This window comes from Gracilimonas halophila (assembly GCF_042684365.1).
GTDB classification, from domain to species: Bacteria; Bacteroidota; Rhodothermia; order Balneolales; family Balneolaceae; genus Gracilimonas; species Gracilimonas halophila.
Genome location: NZ_JBHULI010000004.1, coordinates 1 through 22,788, shown reverse-complemented (window position 1 = coordinate 22,788; position 22,788 = coordinate 1). Strand labels below are relative to the sequence as shown.

Annotated in this window: 17 protein-coding genes and 1 rRNA gene; 13 read left to right on the top strand and 5 right to left on the bottom strand. The window is 40.4% G+C overall.

Annotation, left to right across the window (positions count from 1 at the left end; all coding sequences use genetic code 11):
• The 4 genes from rrf to ACFSVN_RS03795 all read left to right on the top strand — a co-directional run.
• Positions 1 to 76, top strand: a 5S ribosomal RNA gene (gene rrf, locus ACFSVN_RS13450); the annotation flags it as partial.
• A gap of 139 nt (positions 77 to 215) precedes the next feature.
• Complete coding sequence (locus ACFSVN_RS03805; protein ID WP_390298863.1) at positions 216 to 1,709, top strand: acyl-CoA dehydrogenase family protein; 1,494 nt, start codon at positions 216 to 218, stop codon at positions 1,707 to 1,709.
• Positions 1,702 to 2,400 carry an SIR2 family NAD-dependent protein deacylase gene (locus ACFSVN_RS03800; protein ID WP_390298860.1) on the top strand — a complete coding sequence of 233 codons (699 nt, stop codon included), beginning with the start codon at positions 1,702 to 1,704 and terminating at the stop codon, positions 2,398 to 2,400. The genes ACFSVN_RS03805 and ACFSVN_RS03800 overlap by 8 nt, the downstream gene beginning before the upstream one ends.
• 4 nt (positions 2,401 to 2,404) lie before the next feature.
• Entirely contained in the window at positions 2,405 to 3,262 is an 858-nt protein-coding gene (locus ACFSVN_RS03795; protein ID WP_390298858.1) for an SGNH/GDSL hydrolase family protein, read from the top strand.
• Here the strand turns inward: ACFSVN_RS03795 and ACFSVN_RS03790 are convergent.
• The gene (locus tag ACFSVN_RS03790; RefSeq protein ID WP_390298856.1) at positions 3,252 to 3,917 is read right to left on the bottom strand and encodes a hypothetical protein; all 666 of its coding nucleotides are present in this window, start codon (positions 3,915 to 3,917) and stop codon (positions 3,252 to 3,254) included. The two genes, ACFSVN_RS03795 and ACFSVN_RS03790, sit on opposite strands and share 11 nt — an antisense overlap.
• A 63-nt stretch (positions 3,918 to 3,980) precedes the next feature.
• Complete coding sequence (locus ACFSVN_RS03785; RefSeq protein ID WP_390298854.1) at positions 3,981 to 4,676, bottom strand: SDR family NAD(P)-dependent oxidoreductase; 696 nt, start codon at positions 4,674 to 4,676, stop codon at positions 3,981 to 3,983.
• 145 nt (positions 4,677 to 4,821) lie between these two features.
• On the opposite strand from ACFSVN_RS03785, the gene hisC reads away from it, so the two are divergent.
• The 7 genes from hisC (at position 4,822) to ACFSVN_RS03750 (ending at position 14,952) form a co-directional block, all read left to right on the top strand.
• Positions 4,822 to 5,937: a histidinol-phosphate transaminase gene (hisC, locus tag ACFSVN_RS03780; RefSeq protein WP_390298851.1), complete on the top strand. Its 1,116-nt coding sequence runs from the start codon at positions 4,822 to 4,824 to the stop codon at positions 5,935 to 5,937.
• A gap of 87 nt (positions 5,938 to 6,024) precedes the next feature.
• Complete coding sequence (locus ACFSVN_RS03775; protein WP_390298848.1) at positions 6,025 to 8,106, top strand: alpha-ketoacid dehydrogenase subunit alpha/beta; 2,082 nt, start codon at positions 6,025 to 6,027, stop codon at positions 8,104 to 8,106.
• A 101-nt stretch (positions 8,107 to 8,207) separates the two neighbouring features.
• The gene (locus ACFSVN_RS03770; RefSeq protein WP_390298845.1) at positions 8,208 to 10,001 is read left to right on the top strand and encodes a histidine kinase dimerization/phosphoacceptor domain -containing protein; all 1,794 of its coding nucleotides are present in this window, start codon (positions 8,208 to 8,210) and stop codon (positions 9,999 to 10,001) included.
• Positions 10,002 to 10,163: 162 nt separating this feature from the next.
• The gene (locus ACFSVN_RS03765) at positions 10,164 to 12,662 is read left to right on the top strand and encodes a PP2C family protein-serine/threonine phosphatase (protein ID WP_390298842.1); all 2,499 of its coding nucleotides are present in this window, start codon (positions 10,164 to 10,166) and stop codon (positions 12,660 to 12,662) included.
• A gap of 61 nt (positions 12,663 to 12,723) precedes the next feature.
• Positions 12,724 to 13,734 carry an FtsH protease activity modulator HflK gene (gene hflK, locus ACFSVN_RS03760; RefSeq protein ID WP_390298839.1) on the top strand — a complete coding sequence of 337 codons (1,011 nt, stop codon included), beginning with the start codon at positions 12,724 to 12,726 and terminating at the stop codon, positions 13,732 to 13,734.
• On the top strand, positions 13,734 to 14,681 hold the full coding sequence (gene hflC, locus ACFSVN_RS03755; protein WP_390298836.1) for a protease modulator HflC: 948 nt from the start codon (positions 13,734 to 13,736) through the stop codon (positions 14,679 to 14,681). Before hflK ends, hflC begins: the two co-directional genes overlap by 1 nt.
• Positions 14,682 to 14,757: 76 nt before the next feature.
• Positions 14,758 to 14,952: a hypothetical protein gene (locus ACFSVN_RS03750; RefSeq protein ID WP_390298833.1), complete on the top strand. Its 195-nt coding sequence runs from the start codon at positions 14,758 to 14,760 to the stop codon at positions 14,950 to 14,952.
• A gap of 109 nt (positions 14,953 to 15,061) precedes the next feature.
• Here the strand turns inward: ACFSVN_RS03750 and recQ are convergent, their stop codons facing one another.
• Positions 15,062 to 17,287, bottom strand: coding sequence for a DNA helicase RecQ (gene recQ / locus ACFSVN_RS03745; protein WP_390298830.1), 2,226 nt, complete (start codon positions 17,285 to 17,287; stop codon positions 15,062 to 15,064).
• Positions 17,288 to 17,585: 298 nt separating this feature from the next.
• Here recQ and ACFSVN_RS03740 point away from each other — a divergent pair, with 298 nt between their 5' ends.
• Entirely contained in the window at positions 17,586 to 19,373 is a 1,788-nt protein-coding gene (locus ACFSVN_RS03740; protein WP_390298827.1) for a RagB/SusD family nutrient uptake outer membrane protein, read from the top strand.
• A 94-nt stretch (positions 19,374 to 19,467) separates the two neighbouring features.
• Here ACFSVN_RS03740 and ACFSVN_RS03735 read toward each other — a convergent pair whose 3' ends face one another.
• On the bottom strand, positions 19,468 to 20,796 hold the full coding sequence (locus ACFSVN_RS03735; protein WP_390298824.1) for an ABC1 kinase family protein: 1,329 nt from the start codon (positions 20,794 to 20,796) through the stop codon (positions 19,468 to 19,470).
• A gap of 78 nt (positions 20,797 to 20,874) precedes the next feature.
• Complete coding sequence (locus ACFSVN_RS03730) at positions 20,875 to 21,624, bottom strand: hypothetical protein (protein ID WP_390298821.1); 750 nt, start codon at positions 21,622 to 21,624, stop codon at positions 20,875 to 20,877.
• A 120-nt stretch (positions 21,625 to 21,744) separates the two neighbouring features.
• Here ACFSVN_RS03730 and ACFSVN_RS03725 point away from each other — a divergent pair, with 120 nt between their 5' ends.
• Positions 21,745 to 22,512 carry a queuosine precursor transporter gene (locus ACFSVN_RS03725; protein WP_390298818.1) on the top strand — a complete coding sequence of 256 codons (768 nt, stop codon included), beginning with the start codon at positions 21,745 to 21,747 and terminating at the stop codon, positions 22,510 to 22,512.
• Positions 22,513 to 22,788: the final 276 nt, after the last annotated feature.

Sequence of the window (22,788 nt, the reverse complement as noted above, 5' to 3'; positions counted from 1 at the left end):
CCCATCCCGAACACGGCCGTTAAGCCCTGCAGCGCCGATGGTACTGCAATAGCGGTAGAGTAGGTCGTCGCCTTCTTCCTTTTTACCCCAAGCCTCCCTGGTCTTCCGACCGCGGAGGCTTTTTTTTCCCACCAAAAGAATTAAAAGAAAAGCGCTGAAGGAATGGTTATATTTAGTACAATTGTTAGCCCATAAACTGTTAAAAGAATAAGACATTGGATTTTCAAAAATTTTTAAAAGAGTACAAAGAAAAATTATCCACTATTTTTTCTGAAAGGCATAATGCAGCAGAACAAACATTAGTTAGAGGAATTGAGGATGATACATTAAAAGAGATCCTTGATATGTCTCCTCTGAGTGCCTTCATTCCCTCAGAGTATGGAGGTTTTGGTGGAAACACTTCGGAGGCACTGGCCATGCTGGAAGCAAGTTCATATGAATCACTTCCGCTATCGTTGATGATGGGTATAAACGGAGCTTTGTTCTTACAACCTATAGCTAATTACGCTGACGAAGAAACCAGAAAGGAAGTCTTTAACAGGGTTATTAATGCTAATAAATTAGGTGGATTGATGATCACTGAGCCTGATTACGGGTCTGATGCATTGAAAATGCAGACTTCTTTTAAAAAAATTGATGAAGATACCTATAAGGTTGAAGGCCTCAAACATTGGGGTGGACTTACTGGTATGGCTGACTATTGGTTGATAACAGCAAGAGGTATGAATGATAATGGAGATTTAGGTCGCGACATATCTTTCTTTATTCACGATACAAGAAATGGAGGTATTGAGGTAGAAGAATATTATAACAACCTTGGCTTGTATATGTTACCGTACGGAAAGAATAAGATCGACATTAATGTGAATGAATCTCATAAACTTCAGCCCAAAAGCACCGGAGTAACAATGATGCTTGATCTTCTCCATAGAAGTAGATTACAATTCCCGGGAATGGGAATGGGTTTTCTTAAACGAATGATGGATGAAGCTATCTCTCACTGCAGAGAAAGACTTGTAGGTGGGCAAAGCCTGATCAATTATGACCAGGTTCGTCATAGAGTTTCTGAGATTCAAGCATATTTTACGGTTTGTTCAGCTATGTGTAATTTTACAAGTACACATGTTCCTTTGGAAAAGAATACTTCCCGAATGGATGTTGAGGCCAATGCAATTAAGTCGCTTGTAACCGATTACATGCAAAAAGCTTCTCAATCATTACTACAGCTGAAAGGTGCAATGGGATATCGCTTGGATAATATTGCAGGACGTTCGGTAGTTGACAGTCGTCCATTCCAGATTTTTGAAGGTTCAAATGATATCCTTTATCAACAGATAACAGAATCTGTTCTTAAAATGATGAGAAAACTCAAGAAAAGTAACCTTCAAGATTTTCTATCAGATTTTCATTTGACAGAAAGATCTTCCGAATATTTTAAGGATGTTTTGAATTTTGAAATTGACCCCAAGATGCCTCAACGAAAATTAGTCGATCTTGGTAAAGCTTTGGGACGAATTATCTCACTCGAATTTACCCTAAATCTGGGCGACCAGGGATTCAATAATGAGCTTATTCAAAATGCTATCGAAACTCTTCAAGATGAAGTTAATGCTATAATCCATAACTATAAGCATGGCGGTAAAGCAGATGTAGTGGACGAGTATGAAATGGACAGTTCTTGGTTTAAGCTCGCTACGGTGAATGTCTGATAAAAAAGTTGTAGTTATTTCTGGAGCCGGAATAAGTGCTGAAAGTGGTTTATCCACTTTTAGAGATTCGGGAGGGCTATGGGAAGGCTACAATATTGAAGAAGTTGCCAGTCCGCAAGGTTGGCAAGAGAATCCCAAAAAAGTACTAGAGTTCTATAATCTTAGACGAAAGCAAGCTGCGGATGCTCAACCTAATGCCGCCCATAAAGCCCTTGCTGATCTTGAGAATCATTTTGAAGTGGTTGTTGTTACTCAAAATGTTGATGACCTTCATGAGCGGGCTGGTTCAAACAATGTGGTGCATTTACATGGAGAGTTACGAAAAGCCAGAAGCACTAAAGATGAATCCCTGATATTGGATATTGGTGCAGAACCTATAAAATTGGGAGATCTTGCTGCGGATGGAGCTCAGCTTCGTCCACACGTTGTTTGGTTCGGGGAAATGGTACCCATGATAGAAGTTGCGGCAAAAGAAGTAGTAGAAGCAGATATTTTGATAGTGGTAGGAACTTCATTGGTGGTTTATCCTGCAGCGGGATTAATTGGATATGCTAAAGCGAACATTTCGAAATATATAATAGACCCTGCAGAACCTCAGTTATTTGATTTGAATGAATGGGTTCACTATAAAGAGAATGCAGGAACAGGTGTAAGAAAACTAGCAGAAAAACTTAAAAAAGAGCATAGTTAATAATATGGCCAACAAAAAAGCCACAGAAGAAGAAAAGAGTGTACTAGAGCAATTCATGCTTCCATATCATCATATAGCAAAGCGAATTCCACTTTTTCCGGGTAAAAATAATTCAGCAGCAGAAGCTGGACTTTTGGGTATCACTGAAGAAGAGCTCGTGAAGTATCGCGAAAACTTTGATGAAAATGCAAAAGAAGCAGCCTTAGAAATATTAAAAGACGATGAGATTGTTGATTGCCTAGATAAAATTCCAATGGATGGAGAAGAAACTATTGTAGCATTCGGGGATTCCAATACGGAAGATGCGCAAGGTTGGTTCACAATATTAAAGCACGTACTTGAGATATCTACTGAAAAGGCAAATTTCAACTTTATCAATGCCGGAGTTTCTTACAATACAACGGCGGAAGCCTTAAGAAGAATAGATCGCGATGTAGTAGTACACGAACCGGATTGGGTATTTATTTCAATAGGTACATTTGATGCACAAAGGCTGAATATTGCTCCGGAAAGAACATTACTTCCACTTTCTGAGACATGGGAAAATATAGAGACCATTCAGTCAATTTTAGAGTCAAGGATTGAAAATCCTTTGGTTTGGATCACACCTGCTTCGGTAATTAATGATCTATTAGAGGAAAATCTCTTGTATGACTTTACAATAGAAGAAAAAGACTTAATTCAGGTACAAGAATTGGTAGCCGGTAAGAGTGGAGCTATAATTGACTCAAGAGGTAAGCGCATGGGAGAAAAAGGTCCACAAGCCTGGAATTATTTACCTGATGGATTGCATCACTCACTTTCCGGACATACAGAAACCGTAAAGGCAGTTATAAAGAAACTGGCAGAGCCTAAAAGTTAAATGTATAATTGAACAGGTTAACAGTAGGTGTGAATTCCTTATATAGACCTGTAGCGTCAACTTTGTAAGTTGAGGTAAATGATGGAGCTAAAAGCCCGAGACTATTCTTTTCATTAAACTTTATTCCTACTAAACCATCCGATACATTAGAAGATCTGCTGACAGAAGAGGAGGAAGGCGTTATTCGCTCTGCCAAAACAAAGGCATCGATCAAGCCAAATCCAAATCCGGCCCAGGCGCCACTGGCAGAACCATATCTCAACCCGTCAATAATAGGTTCTTCAGCGATTAACATTACTGAACTTGCTATGATTGCACCGGCTGCGGCTCCATAAAAAGTGTCAAGTAAAACAATGATACTCGTGTTATTCCCATCATTAAATAAACCGGAAACTATTATCGGTTGCCCTCCGGATGAGGTTACATCGTAGACTCCAACTCCAATACCATAAAGCGTACCTGCCCCAACACCAACTCTAAAGGCGTCGAAATCAGGATTACCAGTTAAAGCCATAGTTGCGCCGCCCAATAAAGTTCCATTTACAGTACCATTTAAGGTGTTTCCTGCAAGAAGTTCAATGGTTTGTGCATTAGCCGTTTGATTCACAGAAAAAGAGACGAAAAAACAAAATAATAGACCGATAATTGTTCGCATTTTTTCCCTTTGGTTTTTTATTTAGTCGAAGTTAGTAAATAATGACAGGCAAAACCATTGTTACTATCCGGGATCATTTAACGCAACAGGGAGTACTTTACCATTATAAAACTGGTGGCCTGACAGAATAAAATTAGCAATATATGTTCCCATTTGTTCGGGAGAAACAGGAGCTTGAAACCCGGGAAAAGCTTCACTCAGCATCTCTGTTTGAACAGCCCCAATACAAAGGCAATTTACAGCAATGCCCTCTGATGAAAATTCGGCACTCAAAACTTCAGAAAGTCCAACAACAGCAGCCTTTGCTGCACCATAAGCGGATAATCCTCCAAATTTAAGGCTTCCTTGGTATCCTGACATGCTTGAAATATTTAGTATATGGCTCCCTTCAACTAAGTATTTCTTTAACGCTTTTGTTAAACGTACGATACCATACACATTAACATCCATCAAGCTTTTAAAGACTTCGATATCTGTATCCATGAATGCTTCTCTGTGAACTGCTCCGGCATTATTGATGAGGCCATCTAAGGTATCAAGTTCAGAGACAGCTGCTGCAAGTTTTTGAATGTCGTCATTCAAAGTAAGGTCAGCGGCAACAGGAATGATCCTTCCGGACGAGGAAGATTTTGCTAATTTGTTAAGTTTATCTTCTGAACGGGCAGTTACGATCACTGTGTGGCCTTGAGAAGCCAGCTTTAAGGCAGTTTCGTAGCCAATTCCTCTGCTGGCACCGGTAACTAAAATGTTTTTACTCATAACTTGATGTATATATTATTTGATTTATAGTGCAAAACATAATCAACTTTAAATAGTTCAGCTATCTTGCTTAAAGCTTGGAAAAAGCGCTTTTTTAGTGGTAAATTTCTCCTCATTAAAATTATAAAAAGGAAGTTAAAGCTTAATGAGTAAAGAAACTGGTAAACCACTAGTACCCAGTAATATAGAAACATTAAAACCTTATGTGGCCGGTAAAACTATAGCTGAAGTTGCCGAGCTATACAAACCCAAGAAGATCGCTAAGCTTGCTTCCAATGAAAATCGCCTGGGTTGCAGTCCCAATGTAAAACATGCGATAGATCAAGCCTTTAAACAGATACAGGATTATCCGGATCCAATAGCTCGAAAACTTAGAGCAGCTATTGCCGAACGGAATAATGTTAAGCCGGAAAATGTGCTTCTAGCTTCAGGCTCCGAAAGTATCATTTCAATTCTGTGCAAGACTTTTTTCCTAAATAAAGAGAATGCCATTACAGCAGACGCTACCTTTGTAGGGTTTTTTGTACAAATTGGGGTTAGAGGAATTCATATGAAGAATATTCCGGTTACTCCTGATTACAAATTTGATGTGAAGGCGATCGCTAATGCGATAGATGAAAACACAAAAATGGTGTACATCGCTAATCCGAATAACCCAACCGGAACTTACCTGACCAAAGATGAATTTTCGTGGTTCATGGAAAAAGTTCCTGAAGATGTATTGGTTGTTATGGATGAAGCATATTTTGAATACGCCAAAGATATTGAAGACTATCCGCATGCACTTGAGTATGATTATGACAACATCATTGTATTGAGAACTTTTTCCAAGGCTTATGGACTGGCCGGTTTCAGGGTGGGCTATGCGATCGCCGATGAGCAACTCATAAAAAATATGATGAAAACTAAGCTTACTTTTGAACCGACTACATTGGGACAGGCAGCTGCACTCGCTGCATATAATGACGAAGATTTTTTAGCCAAAAGCGTCAAAGTAGTAGAGGAAAGCAAAGAAAGACTTTATGATTTTTTTAATGAAAACAACGTTGATTACGTGAAGTCAATTTCGAATTCGGTAATGATGATACTTCCTTCAGAAGATGAAGCTATCGATTTCACTCAAAAGATGTTAGAAAAAGGTGTTATCCTAAGACGAATAAATGCATTTGGGTTACCTAATTGTATCCGTATAACCGTAGGTTTACCTGAGGAGATGGATCATTTCGAGCAATCATTTTTAGAGGTTGTGAATAAGCAGTAAGGAATTTCCAATATCCACTGCTCTCACTCCAATCCCTACTTTAGGGACAATCCGCAAGAATTTTAAGCAAGTATTACAACAAAGAAAATGGCCAAGAAAAAAACGATATCAAAAAAGAAGAAAAGCCTAGCAAAAGCAGATTGGAAAGAAGTAGCCCGGCTTATGCTTACATCAAGGGCAATGGATGAAAAAGAAGAAAATGAACTTGTTCCCAATAAAGATGTTTTATATCAATTTTCTGCCCGTGGCCATGAGTTAGGACAGATCTTGCTTGGAAGGTTACTTAAGGATAAGCATGATGCGGCAAGCGCTTATTATCGCTCACGTCCGCTTTTGCTAACGCTGGGTCTATCTGAAGAAGATGCAATGGCAGCTCCAATGGGTAAGTCAGGCGGTTACAGTGACGGAAGGGATATTGGTGTTGTTTGTAATAAACCTGATCAGGATACTCCCAAAGTATTGCCAATGGCCGGAGATGTAGGTTCTCAATATACACCTGCAATTGGCTGGGCTCAGGGCATTGAATACCGTAAAAACGTACTCAAAGAAAAAGAATATGATAAGGCTATTTCAGTGATCCTCGGAGGAGACGGCTCGGTTGCTACAAATGGGTTTTGGTCTGCCTTGACCATCGCCACAACACAAAACCTTCCCGTCTTATTTTATATAGAAGACAATGGATATGGAATTTCGGTAACGAGTGAGTATCAAACACCGGGTGGTGTGATTTCAAATAACCTTCAGTCGTTTAAAAATCTAAAGATATTTGATGGAGATGGAACCGAGCCTGAGGAAGTAGCATCATTACTTGAGGAGTCAGTGAATTATGTTCGTGAAAGGAAAGGTCCGGCAATGATTAGACTCACAGTTCCAAGGTTAAACGGACATTCGTATCAAGACAATCAGGCTTATAAAGATGAGAAGCTCCTAAAAGAGGAGCAGAAGAAGGATCCTCTGGAAAAGTTGAAAAAATTCATGGTCCCTGATCAGGTTACTGAGAAAACATGGAAGAATTGGGAGAAAAGTGCAGAGGAGATCATAGAAAAAGCTTCAGAAGCTGCATTGAATCGTCCGGAACCTGACGCTTCCACAACCGAAAAGTATGCGTTTGCGGAAGATGAGATTCAAACTATTGGCGGATTATTGGTTGAAGGACATGAGTTTCCAACATCCAGTGAGGTGGCACAGCCTGAAAAACAACGGATAAATATTGTTGAGGCTATCCGCCGGACACTTAGGTACGAACTTGAAACCAATCCCAAGCTGATGGTTTTTGGGGAAGATGTTGGGATGAAAGGAGGGGTGCATGCAGCAACTATGGACCTTCAGTCTGAATTTGGGGAAGAACGGGTTTTTGATACCAGTCTTTCTGAGGAAGGGATTATTGGCCGTGCCGTAGGTTTGGCCTATTCCGGCTTGATGCCTGTTGCTGAAATTCAGTTCAGGAAATATGCTGATCCGGCTACCGAGCAACTTAATAACTGTGGGACCACTCGCTGGAGAACGTCTAACCGTTTTGCAGCACCCATCGTGGTTCGCATGCCCGGTGGATTCGCAAAATGTGGAGATCCATGGCACAGTATGAGTAACGAAGTATTTTTTGCACATGCCATAGGCTGGCAACTAGCAATGCCGAGTAATGCAGAGGATGCTGTTGGACTTTTACGTTCAGCAATGCGAAGTAATAATCCAACTATTTTCTTTGAGCACCGGAATTTACTGGATGCCAAGTATGCCCGAAAACCTTATCCGGGTGATGATTATATAGTGCCTTTTGGTAAAGCGAAGAAACTTAAAGAGGGTGACGAGATAACTATTGTAACATGGGGAGCGATGTGTGAGCGTTGTGAAGAAGCCGTTGACAAGTTAGGTGTTTCATCTGATGTTTTAGACCTAAGAACATTAATGCCATGGGATAAGGATGCTGTTCTTGATTCAATTCGGCGAACAAACCGATGCCTCATCGTTCATGAAGATAATAAGACAGCAGGCTTTGGTGCCGAAATTGCAGCTGTACTTGTGCGCGAAGCGTTTACTTACCTTGATGCACCGGTTGAGCGTATTACCATGCCCGATATCCCTGTTCCTTATAATGTTAAGCTTATGGAATCGGTGTTACCGACTACGGAAAAAATTGCGGCAAAAATCGAAGATATCCTCACTTTTTAGGGGATTCTAATTTTGTTACATGAGTCTTTTTTAATTTTTGATTCGTAGAGTTTTCTAAGTCTAATCTATACTTTGAATCGATTTCTAAAAAAACGGCTAATTTGAGACTCGGTACAAAAATTATCATTGGCTTTATCTGCATCAGCTTATTGTTGGCTGTGGTAGGGTTTGTCTCTGATCAATTTACATCAGAGATTAGACAGGAACAGCTATACTCGGTCAATGAGGCATCACAGGTAGTGATTTACACCGGTGAGATGGAGAGGAGTCTGTTCCAAAGTCTTATCTTTCTAAATGGGATCAGAGAAGCTCTGATAACTGCGAAGTCATATAACACTATTCAAGAACTCCCTGCTGTAGTAGATCTTAACAGTAATTTTGAAAGAGAACTTGAAAAGTTTGAATCTGCTCTGTTAGAATTAGAGCTGCTATTGGGCGAAAACGAACGCCTCCCGGAAGATCTAAATGAGCTTCTACAGAGTTATGAAGTCTACAGATCTATTTCAAGAGAATGGCTCAGTTTAAGCGGAGAAGACAGTGAACGGGCAAACCTTATGTTCTTGAATTCCATAGAGCGTTATTTTCGGAATAATATCATTCCTAAGATAACACAGCTTAGAAACTATGTACTTGATGTTCAGCAGGGTATAAATCAGGAATTGGATGAATCGCTGAAAAGGGCAGAAATGGCAAACTACATTGCCACTCTTTTTTCAATATTATTTGCGATCGTATTGGCCACTTATATCTATCGGTCTATTGCAAATCCACTTTCCAGGTTAAGTAATTCTGCAAAGAAAATTGGGGAGGGAAACCTTAATGAGCGCATTGAAGTAACTTCAAAAGATGAACTTGGAGAACTTGCTGAAGCTTTTAACAATATGGCGGCAGGACTTCAAAAAACCACGGTTTCAAAAGCATACTTAGATAATATTATTGAGTCGATACAGGAAGCCGTTTTTGTAGCTGATAATGATGGCACTTTAATTCGGACAAATTCTGCTGCCGGAAGACTTACAGGTTATACTATTGATGAAATGATGAACCAGTCAGTCACCAAGTTTTATAACTTTGAGGAAATGGGAGATTTTTATGAAAAGAAAAAAAGCAATCACCGATCCTTTGAGTTTTCTTTAATACATAAAAATAAAACTACTATTCCGGTATTATTTTCAGAAGCTGACCTACTTGATCATAAGAATGAAAAAGTAGGTACAGTAGCAGTAGCAAGTGATATTTCTGATCGTAAAAAAGCAGAGAAAAAAATCAGGGCTTCACTTAAGGAAAAAGAAGTGATGTTAGCAGAGATCCATCACCGTGTAAAAAATAATCTGGCCGTAGTATCCGGCTTACTCCAGCTTCAAAGTTATAGTGCTAAAAATGAGCATGTAGAAAAGGCATTGAGTGACAGCCAAATGAGGATACAGTCAATAGCATTGGTACATGAGATGCTCTATGAAAGTGAGTCTCTTGCCTATATAGAATATGACAAATATATAAATGACCTTATGCAGGCTATAAGTAGTATGCATATGAATGAAGGCCGCAATATTGAACTAATTTCAGAAGTCGAACCTATTTCTCTGAGTATAAATCAAGCAATACCTTGTTCACTTTTAGTAAATGAACTTATTGTGAATGCATTCAAACATGCATTTGGGGAACAAAAAGAAGGACAGGTAAAAGTTCAGGTCATAAAAGAAGGGGATAAGGTAATTATGACTATTTCAGATAATGGAAGTGGCTTCGAAATAGAAAAGTTTTCAGGTTCTGATTCCTTAGGGGCTACTTTGATCAAAACTTTGACCGCACAGCTAAATGGAGAGTTTCAGATTTTGGAAAAAAGTGAAGGTTCTGGAAGTTCTTTTAGAATTGAGTTCATAATAGAGAAATAACTTCTTGATAAACGCAATAATAAAAATCCGGTAACAAAGCTGCTAAAAAATCGTAGCTTCTGTTTAACGTTTTTACCTTTTGGTATAACTAAATCAGGTATATAATTAGGGCAACTAAAGCACTTGTTAAATAGAAGATCTTACATATTACTATTATGCGGTTTGGCCGGTATTCTGAGCTATTTTATACTCCGGCCGGATATCGAATTCTATGCATCAGCTCCTATAAGTGAAAGCAAAGCTCAGGTTGAAGAAAAAATTGGAGAAATCGTTCAAGAGCTAGGGTTCTCTGTAGACAGCTTAGCCCTGATGTCGACCCGAAGACAGCATTTGAGCTATACAAAAACCTTGCAAGATACAATTGAAGAAAGCCCTTCTCCTGCAGCGCTGAACAAAAAAGGGTTTCATATTCAAAGCTGGGAAACTGTTATAGGTTCTGCAAAAAGCAGCAATGGCGTTTTTGCCACTCTTGAACAATTATTCAACGATACCGGAAGGCTTAAAATAAATTTAGCCAACAACGGTAAAATTATTCGCATAAACAGCCATAACGAAAATCCCAACCCAACTTTTATACAGGGAGATTCATTGTTTAGCATAGCTGAAAAGGTAGTGGGAGATATTCTGGGCTATGATCTGGGAATATATGAATTGAAGCAGGATTCCTTTGATAACTCAGTTATAGCAGACAATGAAGGTCAAAACAATAGAAGGGAACTGAATAATGGTCGTGATGAGGAGTCATTGGAAATCGTTTGGACTGTAAAGACTGATACAGTTAGAGCACCTGAAAAACTCATTTTACGATTACAGCCTATTGTTCGTGAAATTAATGATGAATCCGGTTTTAGAACCCAATTTGGTTTCACTATTCAATCTTTTTCTGCCTTGGATTCTTTTGAGCCCGAAGACTTAAAATCAGGTACAACTGACAACTCGGAAGACCTGCTTTTTTCTTACATCCTGTTCTCCACCTTATTTTTGCTCATTATCTTGATCTTTGCAGTTGGGCTTAAAAATATTTTTAAAGGAAAAGTGGAATGGCGCAGAGCCGTGGTGATCTTTATAGCTATTTCAGCCGGAGTCTACGGCTGGAGGGCTATCTATTATATATATAGCTACAATCCTTTTTTGAGTACTGCCGGAATATTTGCCGGTACCGTAAATAATTTGGTTTTTGCTTTGGTAGTAGGACTTTATGCTGCATTAGCATACATAAGCTGGGAAGCATTAGCCCGATCTCAAGGCCAGCATCAGATTGATATTATTGATGCTCTATGGCAACGAAAGTTTTTTGTAAGTGAAACGGGTTCGGGCTTGGTCCACGGATTTGCTTTCGGGGGTATTGTAATAGGGGTTATGTCTTCTATACTATACTTTTCCGGGGAATTCTTGATCCAGGCTGATAGTCAGTTTGGATTTTCGGAGGCGAGTATTACCCCAAAGCTGCTTACCATCAACATGAGTTCCTGGACTACAACCTGGCTGGTGTGTATTGCTCAGATCGGTTTCGTTTATTCAATTCTGCAACATTGGATAAAAAGAGAATGGCTTGCAAGCTTGTTAGCTATTGTGATCTCAGGAATATGTATATCAGTATTGGGCAGATTGATCGGAACAAGCGGTACCGTTTTTCATGATATTCTTATCTATCTAAGTATAACGGTGATCTTCATTTATGCCATCAAAGAATTTGGATTATTAACGGTTAGTACGGGATGGTGGTTCTTCTCAGTATTTTTGATGATACAACCTTACATCGGTTCCTCTTCCATTGAGGTAGCTTATGTGGGATGGGTACAGTCTTTTATAATGGCAGGTCCTTTTATCTATGGATTTATTGCCTATAGATATGGAGTCTCGGTTTCTGAAGTTGGGGATTATATTCCTGAATATGAGGAACGGATGGCTCAGCACTTGCGGGTGGAAAAGGAAATTGAGATCGCTCGTGAAAGCCAGTATAAATTGATGCCACTAAAAGCGCCGAAAGTAGATGGGATTGATGTCTATGGTTTTTTCCTTCCTTCTTTTGAAGTAGGTGGAGACTACTTCGATTATGTTTTGAGTGAAGATAAAGCCGGTAACCCAACGGCTATAAATATGGCCGTTGTTGATGTATCCGGTAAAGCCATGAGGGCTGCAATGCCGGCAGTTTTCACAAGTGGTCTTCTTCTTTCCAGAATGAAAGATGACATGCCTTCTGATATTCTATCACGTATAACAGAACCAATTTTTTATCGAACAGATAAGCGAACTTTTATTACCTGTGCCCTTGCACGTTACGAGTTTGAGACCATGCAAATGAGCATAGCAAATGCGGGACATTGCAGACCAATCTTAAAACGAAATGGAATTGCGGAATATATTCATACCCCGGCTCCGGCTTATCCTTTGGGGATAAAAAAGAATGTTACTTACAGAGCCGAAACTATTGCTATGAAAAAAGGTGACTTTTTCCTGCTTTATTCAGATGGTCTTCCTGAAGCAGTGAATGAAAAAGGCGAACGATTTGGTTTTGAAGAGGTACCTCGTTTACTAGAATCAATAGACACAGATTCACTTTCAGCATACGAAATTGCACAAGAGATAAAACGTACTGTGCAAAAGTTTAGTAACTATCAATTGGTAGATGATACCACTATCATATGCTTGAAGGTTTAATATTATTTAGGAATCTCTAAATAACTATAGAACAAATACATAAAGAAATAAATAAGAGAACATGGCTCAAGATCAAGACTTTGATTTTAATGTACCGCCACAGTTTGAGAAGGTCACAAAAAACATTCGGTCAATTGTAATCGGATTGATTGTGCTTTTCGCTGGCTTTTCTACATTCTTTACGGTTGATCCGGAAGAAGTAGGAGTGGTTGTACGACTAGGAAAATATGTGGAATCAGTTGAACCGGGACTTAATTACAAGCTCCCACTCATAGATCAGGTAGAATTGGTACCTGTTGAACGACAACTTAAACAAGAATTCGGATACCGTACTGTAGAAGCCGGTGTGCAATCTCAATATCAAAAAGCAGGATATGAAGATGAGTCATTGATGTTAACCGGTGATCTGAACCTGGCGGATGTGGAATGGGTAGTTCAATATCGCATAAACGATCCGTATAGCTATTTGTTCAAAGTTCGTAATGCAGAATCTACTCTTTCAGATATTTCTGAAGCGGCCATGCGGCAGATCGTAGGCGACAGAACAGTGAACGAAGTTCTTACTGTTGGACGTGCTGAAGTATCGATAGAAGTTCAGAACCTGATTCAGGCGTTGGTTCAGGAATATGAACTTGGGATCACAATTGAGCAGGTAGTATTGCAGGATATCAATCCCCCAAACCCTGTTAAACCGTCTTTCAACGCTGTGAATGAAGCCCAGCAGGAAAGAGAAACCTTGATCAATCAGGCAAAAGCTGATTATAACAGGGTAATTCCAAGAGCACGCGGACAGGCCCAGGAAACTATACAAAGAGCTGAGGGTTATGCCTCTGAAAGGATCAATAATGCTGAGGGTGAGGTGTCCAGATTTAACGACCTTTATGCCGAGTATATCAAAGCCCCTCAGGTTACTAAACAACGAATATTCTTAGAAACGATGGAAGAGGTAATTCCAAGAATGGGTAGGAAAATTATTACAGATGAAAGTGGAAATAACGTATTGCCACTACTTCAAATGCAGATAGATGGAGTAAGTTCAACTTCATCTCAAAATGATAACGGAGGCAACTAATGAGTCAGGCAAAAGGAATTATAGCAGCGGTTGTTGGTTTAGTAGTTTTTTTCACGGTGATTGACGGGTTTTATATTGTACATGAAACCGAACAAGTGATCATAACTCAATTTGGTGATCCGGTGGGTGAAGCGGTAGATGAACCCGGTTTGAAATTTAAGATCCCATTTGTGCAGAAAGCGAATTTCTTTGAGAAGAGATATTTGGAATGGGATGGTGATAGAAATCAAATTCCGACACGTGATAAGAAATTCATCTTCGTAGATTCATACGCAAGATGGCAAATAACAGACCCTCTTCAGTTCTACCAGCGATTGGGATCTGAACGAGGTGCTCAATCACGATTAGATGATATTCTGGATGGGGAAACACGAAACGCGATCGCATCACATGACTTACTGGAGATCGTAAGATCAAGCAACCGCGAACCGGATACTACCGGTGCTTTAATGCTGGAAGTTGTAGAAGATTCTCTCGAAGATATTAGTACAGGTCGCCAGCAAATTCAGGAAGATATTCAGGAGTTAGCCAATCAAAGAGCAGCCGACCTTGGTATCGCCATTTTAGATTTTCGGATCAAAAGAGTTAATTATGTTCAGGATGTTCGCCAGACGGTATACGACCGAATGATCTCAGAACGAAACCGAATTGCGGATGAGTTTAGGTCCGAAGGTCAGGGTGAGGCATCCCGTATAAATGGTGAAAAAGAAAGGGATCTGGCGCGAATTCAGTCAGAAGCCTTCCGGGAAGCAGAGATCATAAGGGGGGAAGCTGATGCACGGGCAGCTGCTATCTACAATGCAGCTTACAACAGGAACAATCAATCCAGGGATCTGTACTCATTTGTAAGATCCATGGATGCCTATGTTAAAACTATGGATAAAGAAACCAATATCATTCTTTCCACAAATAGCGATTTCTTTAGATATTTGAACAGTATTGATTAGGTAAATTAAATCTAAATCGTATTTTAAAAGCACGGGTTAATCACTCGTGCTTTTTTTGTTTAAATAACCTTAGTATATGACTCGAAAAGAAAAATTCGCTCGGTTTGTTGCAGGTATCATTGTGTTCGCCCCGATCTATGCAAGTGGGATGTATTTATTTTCTGATACCGGATTTGATTGGCTGGAAACAGTAGTTATCTCTGTATTATGGTCAGCCGGTATGGTTGTTTTTGAGATGTTTTGGCAGAAAAGATCTGCAGATAAAACATGATTATTCCCCTAATGTAGAGACACAAAATCTTGTGTCTCTACATTAGGGGATCGATACTTAATTTATCATTTATCCCTCGTTCCAAACGTTCTGTGTTGGAACGCAATTATCAGGCGATATTCTTCACCGACAAATACAACTGCACCACCCGCAGTTCATCGTAAGATATTTCCTCATTCAACGCATCGTAAACCGGACGTAGCAATTCGTAGCCGTGTTTCTCAAATGCTTTGTGGACTTTACCCATATCCACCTTTCTTAAACCTGAAGCCTCAAGAATATTTTCTGAAGGAATGGAATGCCCGGCCTTCACAAACTTACTGAGATATCCAACTACTGTTCCTTCTTTTACCCCGATCTCGGATGCAATTTCTGCTACCTTTTTCCCTTCCCGAAACATCTTTCCGACTTCAAAAGGCCGGCTATTTTTGCTCAGCGTTTTCTTTACAGGTTTGGTTCTTTGATTTATATCAGACTTGGATCTCTCCTTTAGATCTTTACCCTCACAATAACTTTTGATCACGCCGATAAAATCATCACCATATTTCGAGGCTTTGGCACGCCCTACTCCATGAATATTGAGAAAGCCCTCTTTTGATTGGGGATAATAATAAGCCAGCTCGATCAGTGTAGTATCTGCAAATATGATATATGGAGGAATTCCCTGTTTTTGAGCAAGCTTCATTCGCTTTTCTTTTAGCAGAGCAAATAACTCCCGGTTGAAATCCAGTGATTCGATATCGGTCTTTGCGGAGGACTTGCTTCTCTCTTTTTGAACCGGTTCCTCTATCACTCCAAATACTTCCTGATCGCCCTTTAAAATTTCCATGGCTTTTGGGGTCAGCTTCAAACTCTTATGTTCAAATTCCCGTACGATGATATCCTGTTTCATCAGCTCACGGTACACCTGCTTCCACTCCGGTCGACTGAATTCCTTGCCGATCCCATAAGTAGAGAGTCTGTCATGGTTGAACTTCAGTACTTCTTTTCGGCGTGAACCGAGGAGGATATTCAGGATGTGATTGTAGCCGAATCGTTGCTCTGTCCGAACCATAGTAGACAGAAATTTTTGAACCGGAATAGTGATGTCTTCCCGCTCGGGCATATCGCCGGTACAGAAGTCACACATGCCACAATTTTGTTCATTGAAGTGCTCCCCAAAATATTCCAGCAGTTTGATGCGTCTGCATTGATGCGCTTCCACATACCCGATCAGCTTCTGCAAATGCTGCTCGGCCACCCGTTGTTCTTCTCCGGTCTTCTGATCGATGAAATAACGGATCTTACTCGCATCTCCGTAACTGAATAGAAACAGGCAATCGGCCTGTAATCCATCCCGGCCGGCGCGACCAATTTGCTGATAATAAGATTCAATATTCTGTGGCATATCATGATGAACCACAAATCGTACATCCGGTTTATCAATACCCATTCCAAAAGCGATGGTAGCCACAATGATGTCCACTTCATCCCGGATAAAAGCATTCTGATGTTGAGTACGCTCGCCTTCACTTAGCCCCGCGTGATAGGGGAGAGCGTTAAAACCATTTGCATTCAGGTCCTGGGTAAGCTGATCCACCTGCTTTCGTGAAAAGCAATAGATGATACCCGAATCACCTTCATGCAGCCTCAAAAAATTAACGGTCTGTTGCAGGGGACTGCTCTTGCTAACCACATCCAGGTACAAATTCTTTCGGTTGAAACTTGCTACAAACGTGTTGGCATCAGCAAGACCCAAAGAATGTGCAATGTCTTTTTGAACGCGGGGTGTGGCGGTGGCGGTCAAACCTAAAGAAACTGCGTTATCAAAACGTTTGGTTACTTCAGATAGCTGCCGGTACTCGGGACGGAAATCATGTCCCCATTCCGAGATACAGTGTGCTTCATCAATAGCCACGCATTCCACATTAAGTCCGGATAGTAAATTAAGGACGTTACCCTTTAATAAAGTCTCGGGTGCCAGGTAGAGCAGGTCAAGTTTGTTTCTGCGGATCAGATCAAGGGTAGCTTCATACTCTTGTGGCGAGAGCGAACTGTTCAAATACGAAGCCGATATCCCGTAGGCTGTAAGTTGATCAACCTGATCTTTCATGAGGGAAATAAGGGGAGAGACCACGATCGTCAGACCGTCAAAAAGCAAGGCCGGGATCTGATAACAAAGTGATTTTCCCCCGCCCGTAGGCATAATGGCCAGCGTATCCCGCTTTTGCAGTACGTTTTGGATGATGTCTTTTTGGAGCGACCGGAATTCCTCAAACCCAAAAACTTCTTTGAGTATATGTTCCGCTCGTTGAATATCCGGCATAGTGGCTAATGTGCTTTCTGAATTTTGCATGATCTTTTTCTAAGGTAAGAGCTATGAAAACCGAATTCCTTACAGATTTTTTTGAGAAGAGTGGTTAATAGATAAAACACCTTTGCCAACGTAGGGGTAAATTCTGATTCTCGTTGAGCAGCGGAGGTACTCAACGAGGATCGCTACTCAACGAGGTTCAGCTTTGCCTAATTCTTCTATTTTAGTGGTTATTAAACACAATTGTACGAATCGGAAATAAAAGATACTTTGCACCTGCCGTGGATTCAGAACCAAAATATGTCGAGAGATAGTTTAGATAAAATCAATGAATAGCATTATGAGATACTCAAAAATCCAGTATTTATTCGTTCTTATAGCTTCGGGATTGATTTTATTTTCGAGTTGTGCCGATCTTTCGGTTGATAATTCAGGTGAACCAACAAGAGATTCTGATATAATAGTAGAAGGAATAGATTTGCTTTCTGTTGGATTTTATGACGCAACTACGGCAATGGTGAGTAGTTGGTGGACTCATTTACACACTCTTGCAGATCAATCGACTAATACAAATACGTTCCGAAGATTATGGGATTTCTCCGAAGAACCCCGCATCAGATTGACCAACAGTACAAATTGCTGTGCCACTACAGCTATTTCTGCCTTTTATGGTGGGTTTAATTCAGCGATCACAAGGTCCAATTTGTATATCGATAATATAGTGAATCATGACTTTGAGATATCAAATGCGGCAGGCGGGGACGTTACAAATGATGTTCTGGCTCAGGCGTATTTTCTTCGGGGGCTCTCCAGAGGATACCTGGGTATGATCTATGACCAATCTTATTTTATGGATGAGAACTTTGATTCGGGAACTGAGGAAGTAGAATTTGAACCTTATACTACGCTGATAAACGGTTCATTAAGTGATCTTGATAAAGCAATGGAGCTGGCCGATTCATCAACTACTTTTATATTCAGTTCAATGCCAAATCGAGAAGACAGTTGGACTAAGGAACAGTTCTTGGATATAGTGAACTCACTGGCTGCACGCATTGCTGCCGGTCAGGCTCGTACAGCTGCAGAAGCTCAGAATCTGGATTGGGGCCGAATTCTTACTTATGCCAATGCCGGGTTGGGCGGGCCTAATTCTATGTCAGGTTTAAATACGTTCAGTGCAACAAACATAGGTTCTGTCGGGGAATACGCTAACTATTTTTCTGATTGGATGAATTTTGTTGTGGAAGGAACATTTCAAACGGGTGCGGGATATCTTCCAACAGATGTGAAGGTCATCCATTTGCTTGACAGATCATACCCAACCATATATCCTGCTGATCAGGCGTCTGCAAGTGAAGCTTCCTTGTCTCCGGCAGAAAGTGATGATCCGCGGCTTGATTACTTCAAGTACACAACAAATCCCGGGTACCTGGATCCAGCCAGAGATGCCAACCTGTTTAGTAATTACTTTAGTGCCCGTATGTTTTCTGAAAATGACTGGTGGAAGGCCGATAATAAGATCATATTCATAACCTCTTCTGAAGTCGCCTATTTACGTGCTGAAGCTCAGCTTATGGGAGGCGGAAACGGAGGAGCTGCAGCTGCGGCTCAAACGTTGAATGATTCACCTGCAGGTACCGGGTCAACAGATCTGGATGGATTCCAATTGCCGGCAGTGCGATTTGGTTATGTAGAACAGAATAGCCTTTCAGGTGGTCATATAATGGACGGTACTGAGAGCATGGCTGAATTTCAGTGGGCATTATTGAGAGAATATTCTGTGGAATTGGACATGCTTGGAGGCGTTGGAATTCAGTGGTTTTTCATGCGTAGACACGACCTGCTTCAGGAAGGAACTGCAACGATGTTCCCGGTTCCCGGGAGTGAACTGGAACTTCGGGGTATGGAAAATTACACCTTTGGTGGAGTAAATTTTGCAGGACAGCCAGGAACCGCATCAGGTGCAAACAGCTGGAAAAATCTGGCTGAAGCTGCATTTGGACCTGCAAAAACTAAGTTGAGTACGGTAAAGTCCAAAGCTGAATGGCAACAAGATTATCTTTTACCCTTTAAAGTTAAGGAAATACCAACACCACTATCGCTTGGTAAAAACGTCCGTAACAACTAGTTCCTAGCAGTAAAATTTCTAAAAACTGCTTCAAAAGGTGAAAGATGATTTGTTGATCTCAAGATCTATATAAGATCAAGAACCCGCCCCCTTTTTATTCCACCAGCTCCCCAAAATCCACATCCAGCATTCCGCTCAAGATCTCTTTACTTCTGGTTGTATTGACCCGTGCTCCCATTTTCATCAGTAGGTTATAAAGTCCCAGGTGGACACGCGTAGTATATAAGAAATGTTGAGAGCCACGCGGTTCATTCCCAATGGGCGCATCCTTAGTAAAATACTTGATGGTGTTTCGGTATTCTTCGTCTCCAAAATCGAAGCTCTCATATTTATAAGGCTCGGCAAAGGTCATTCCATAGTTACGGGCAAACTTGAAATAGCGCTCTTCATCGTCTGGATCATCCGAGTTGGGATTAATGACGTTCAGTTTTTCGTACAGCTCACGAATAGCATCTTTATCATCTTCAAGATGGGTAGGGAGCAATCGTAAATAATCCATGAAGAATTCTTTGGGAAATTTCTTCACGCACCCAAAGTCGATGACACCCAATTTGCCGTCATAGGTAAATAAGAAGTTTCCGGGATGTGTATCGGCGTGAACATAGTCCATGTCCTGAATTTGCTGATGGAAGAAGTCCCATAAGAGTTGCCCAAAATGATCGCGCATTTTTTGATCGGGATCTTCCTTCAGGAATTCCCCCAGATGCCTACCTTTCATATACGTCATGCATAATACTTTGTCAGTGGAGAACTCTTGAATCCACTCAGGCATTACAATATTCAATCCCCCAAACCGATCTCTGAACAATTCAATTTGCTCCCCTTCATTTTTATAATCGGTTTCTTCAAGAAGCGTTTTCTTTACTTCATTAAAGTAAGGATCAATATCCGCTCCTTTCTTTACTATTCTTTTAACCAGGATCTTGGCCAGGCCCAGGTCCGAATCAATGTTCTCCCGTACATTTGGGTATTGAATTTTGATAGCTGCTTTTCGTCCGTCTTTAAGTTCCGCTTTATGAACCTGTCCAATGGAAGCTGCCGCAAAAGCTTCCGATTCAAAACTTTCAAATAGCTGCTCGGGATAAGCTCCCAATTCTCTCTTTATAATTGAGCGAACCAGTGCTTTATTAATAGGAGGAACAGAATATTGAGCCTGGGTCATTACTTCCGCAAATTCCTCAGGTAAAAACCCCTGGTCCATACTCATTCCCTGAGCAATTTTAAGGGCTGTTCCGCGGAGGTTGGTGAATTCCTTAAATACCTCTTTGGCATTTTCGGAATGGAAGTCGCTGTCTGAATCACTGTTCTCCTTTCCGGATTTTTTACGGAGATAGCGTTTAGCATAATTAGTGCCAACTTTCAGGCCGGTTTTGGCAATACGGCTGCCGCGTTCAAATTTTGAAGAAGGAAAATCTTTACTCATTCAGGTAATGTTAAATTTTGAATTTTTAAATGTTAAATGAGTCGTTTCATTTAACATTTAAACTTATAGCATTTAAAACTAATCAGAAGTTTTCTCGGTATCGCTCTCTTCTTCATCATTGGTATCTAGTTCAACTTCCACTTCCGGTTCATCCTCAAACCAACTTGAAACCCAGTCGTTGAAATGTTCCATTTGTTTACTGAAACCAAATACACTCAGAGAATATTTAGTAAGATCGAATCCTTTGTCCACGATCCTCGAGTAAACGAGCTCTTCAATAAATCCGGTGATCTTGTCCGTGAGTGCAAAGATGCGTTCGCGGCCATCGCTCTCATCCTCCAGCCAAAACTTGATCAGGAACAGAAATTGTGTTTTTAGGGAAGCATAGAACCAGTCGCCAATAAAAAAGCCGGCGCTCGTTGCGATATTTCCATCGGAAGTGAAAAAATCTTTTAACAGAGATTTGATCTCTTTTTGAAATTCGCTCTTAGAAATACACTTCCATTCGTATTTTTCAAAAGTATCCTCCACAAATTCACGGCGTTCATCCATCATATCAAATAGGGTGAACATAAAGTTGGAGAGTTTTTCACTGATGGAATAGGAATCAAAGTCATCGATCTCGCTGATCATTGCACGGTAGCGTATCACCAAAGATGGATAATAGAATTTCAGAATGGAGTTTTTATTCGGAAACAGGGTATAGATCTCAGAAGCAGTTTTACCGGTTTCCTTGGTTAAATTCGGAATTGTAAACTTATCTTCTATATATAGGTCTATTGCAGCTTCTGTGAGTTCGATCTTGTTATTCAGTTCTTCTGTCTTCATGGTCCTTAATTAATTCACTGGTAAAACGAATGCGGAAAGCTTTCAGTTCGTTGCTACGATAGAAATTGAAAAATAGTTTTGAATGATTACTTTTGACCGACTTTAAATTCATAAGCTTTTATGTCTGAAAATAAACCATCGATGGCTCAGCGTGACACATTGTTTCTGAGTCTTGCCGGAGTTTTTATTACTGCATTGGTTCTGGGAAATGTAATAGGTACTACAAAATTTGTTACGCTATTTACTATTGATATGCCCGCTTGGCTGCAAGCTATTACTCCTACAATTGTCAGGGATGGAAATATCTATACAATGAGTGTTCCTGTTGGGGTGTTGGCATATCCTGTCACATTCCTTGCCACCGATCTTATTTCAGAATTATTTGGAAGAAAGAAAGCACAGCTTGTAGTCTGGGTCGGATTCTTTTTGAACTTCTTTATGCTTTTGGTGATGTCGGTAGGGCATTGGCTTCCGAATACCGGAGGGGTTAGCGGGGGGCTGCCACTTTTTGAAGGTGTGTATGAATTTATGGTGGGTAATACTATTGCGAGTATGATCGCATATCTAACCGCACAAACGGTGGATGTTCGTTTATTTCATTTCTGGAAAAACCTGACAGGTGGAAAACATCTGTGGCTTAGGAATAATGCATCTACCATGTTCAGTCAGCTTGTAGATTCCACAGCAATTTTGAGCATTTTATATTTGGCCGGGAACCTCGGAGATAATATAAATTCTATCGCCACGCTCATTATCCTGATTATCAATTCATATTTATTTAAATTTTTCTTTGCACTTTTTGATACACCGCTCTTTTATTTGGGGGTAAGGTTTCTTAAACATTACGATGAAGACCCTTCAGGGCATTCATTGTACGAATCTGAATAGCACAGAAGTGTCAGTAAAAATTGTGAAAATTATTTCAAAAAATACTTGCGGTGAATAGGGTTCAGCCCCTATCTTTGTAATCCTTTCAAGGAAACGAAAATCGCTGACCAAACAGATGTTTAGTCAGCATTTTTTTTTGCTGAAAGTTTAGTTCTTAGACATAATGAAGTATAGATCAGATTGTTTGTGCGAGCGAGAGCTTGTTCAATTTCTTGATGCAAATTTTTTGCATTTACAAAATGACAAGAGCGTAGGGTCGAGCTCACAGAGTATATA

Coding starts and splice junctions, on each gene's coding strand:
- ACFSVN_RS03800 (WP_390298860.1), top strand. CDS start 1,702: ATGTCTGATAAAAAAGTTGTAGTTATTTCTGGAGCCGGAATAAGTGCT.
- ACFSVN_RS03795 (WP_390298858.1), top strand. CDS start 2,405: ATGGCCAACAAAAAAGCCACAGAAGAAGAAAAGAGTGTACTAGAGCAA.
- ACFSVN_RS03790 (WP_390298856.1), bottom strand. CDS start 3,917: ATGCGAACAATTATCGGTCTATTATTTTGTTTTTTCGTCTCTTTTTCT.
- ACFSVN_RS03785 (WP_390298854.1), bottom strand. CDS start 4,676: ATGAGTAAAAACATTTTAGTTACCGGTGCCAGCAGAGGAATTGGCTAC.
- hisC (WP_390298851.1), top strand. CDS start 4,822: ATGAGTAAAGAAACTGGTAAACCACTAGTACCCAGTAATATAGAAACA.
- ACFSVN_RS03775 (WP_390298848.1), top strand. CDS start 6,025: ATGGCCAAGAAAAAAACGATATCAAAAAAGAAGAAAAGCCTAGCAAAA.
- hflK (WP_390298839.1), top strand. CDS start 12,724: ATGGCTCAAGATCAAGACTTTGATTTTAATGTACCGCCACAGTTTGAG.
- hflC (WP_390298836.1), top strand. CDS start 13,734: ATGAGTCAGGCAAAAGGAATTATAGCAGCGGTTGTTGGTTTAGTAGTT.
- ACFSVN_RS03750 (WP_390298833.1), top strand. CDS start 14,758: ATGACTCGAAAAGAAAAATTCGCTCGGTTTGTTGCAGGTATCATTGTG.
- recQ (WP_390298830.1), bottom strand. CDS start 17,287: ATGCAAAATTCAGAAAGCACATTAGCCACTATGCCGGATATTCAACGA.
- ACFSVN_RS03740 (WP_390298827.1), top strand. CDS start 17,586: ATGAGATACTCAAAAATCCAGTATTTATTCGTTCTTATAGCTTCGGGA.
- ACFSVN_RS03735 (WP_390298824.1), bottom strand. CDS start 20,796: ATGAGTAAAGATTTTCCTTCTTCAAAATTTGAACGCGGCAGCCGTATT.
- ACFSVN_RS03730 (WP_390298821.1), bottom strand. CDS start 21,624: ATGAAGACAGAAGAACTGAATAACAAGATCGAACTCACAGAAGCTGCA.
- ACFSVN_RS03725 (WP_390298818.1), top strand. CDS start 21,745: ATGTCTGAAAATAAACCATCGATGGCTCAGCGTGACACATTGTTTCTG.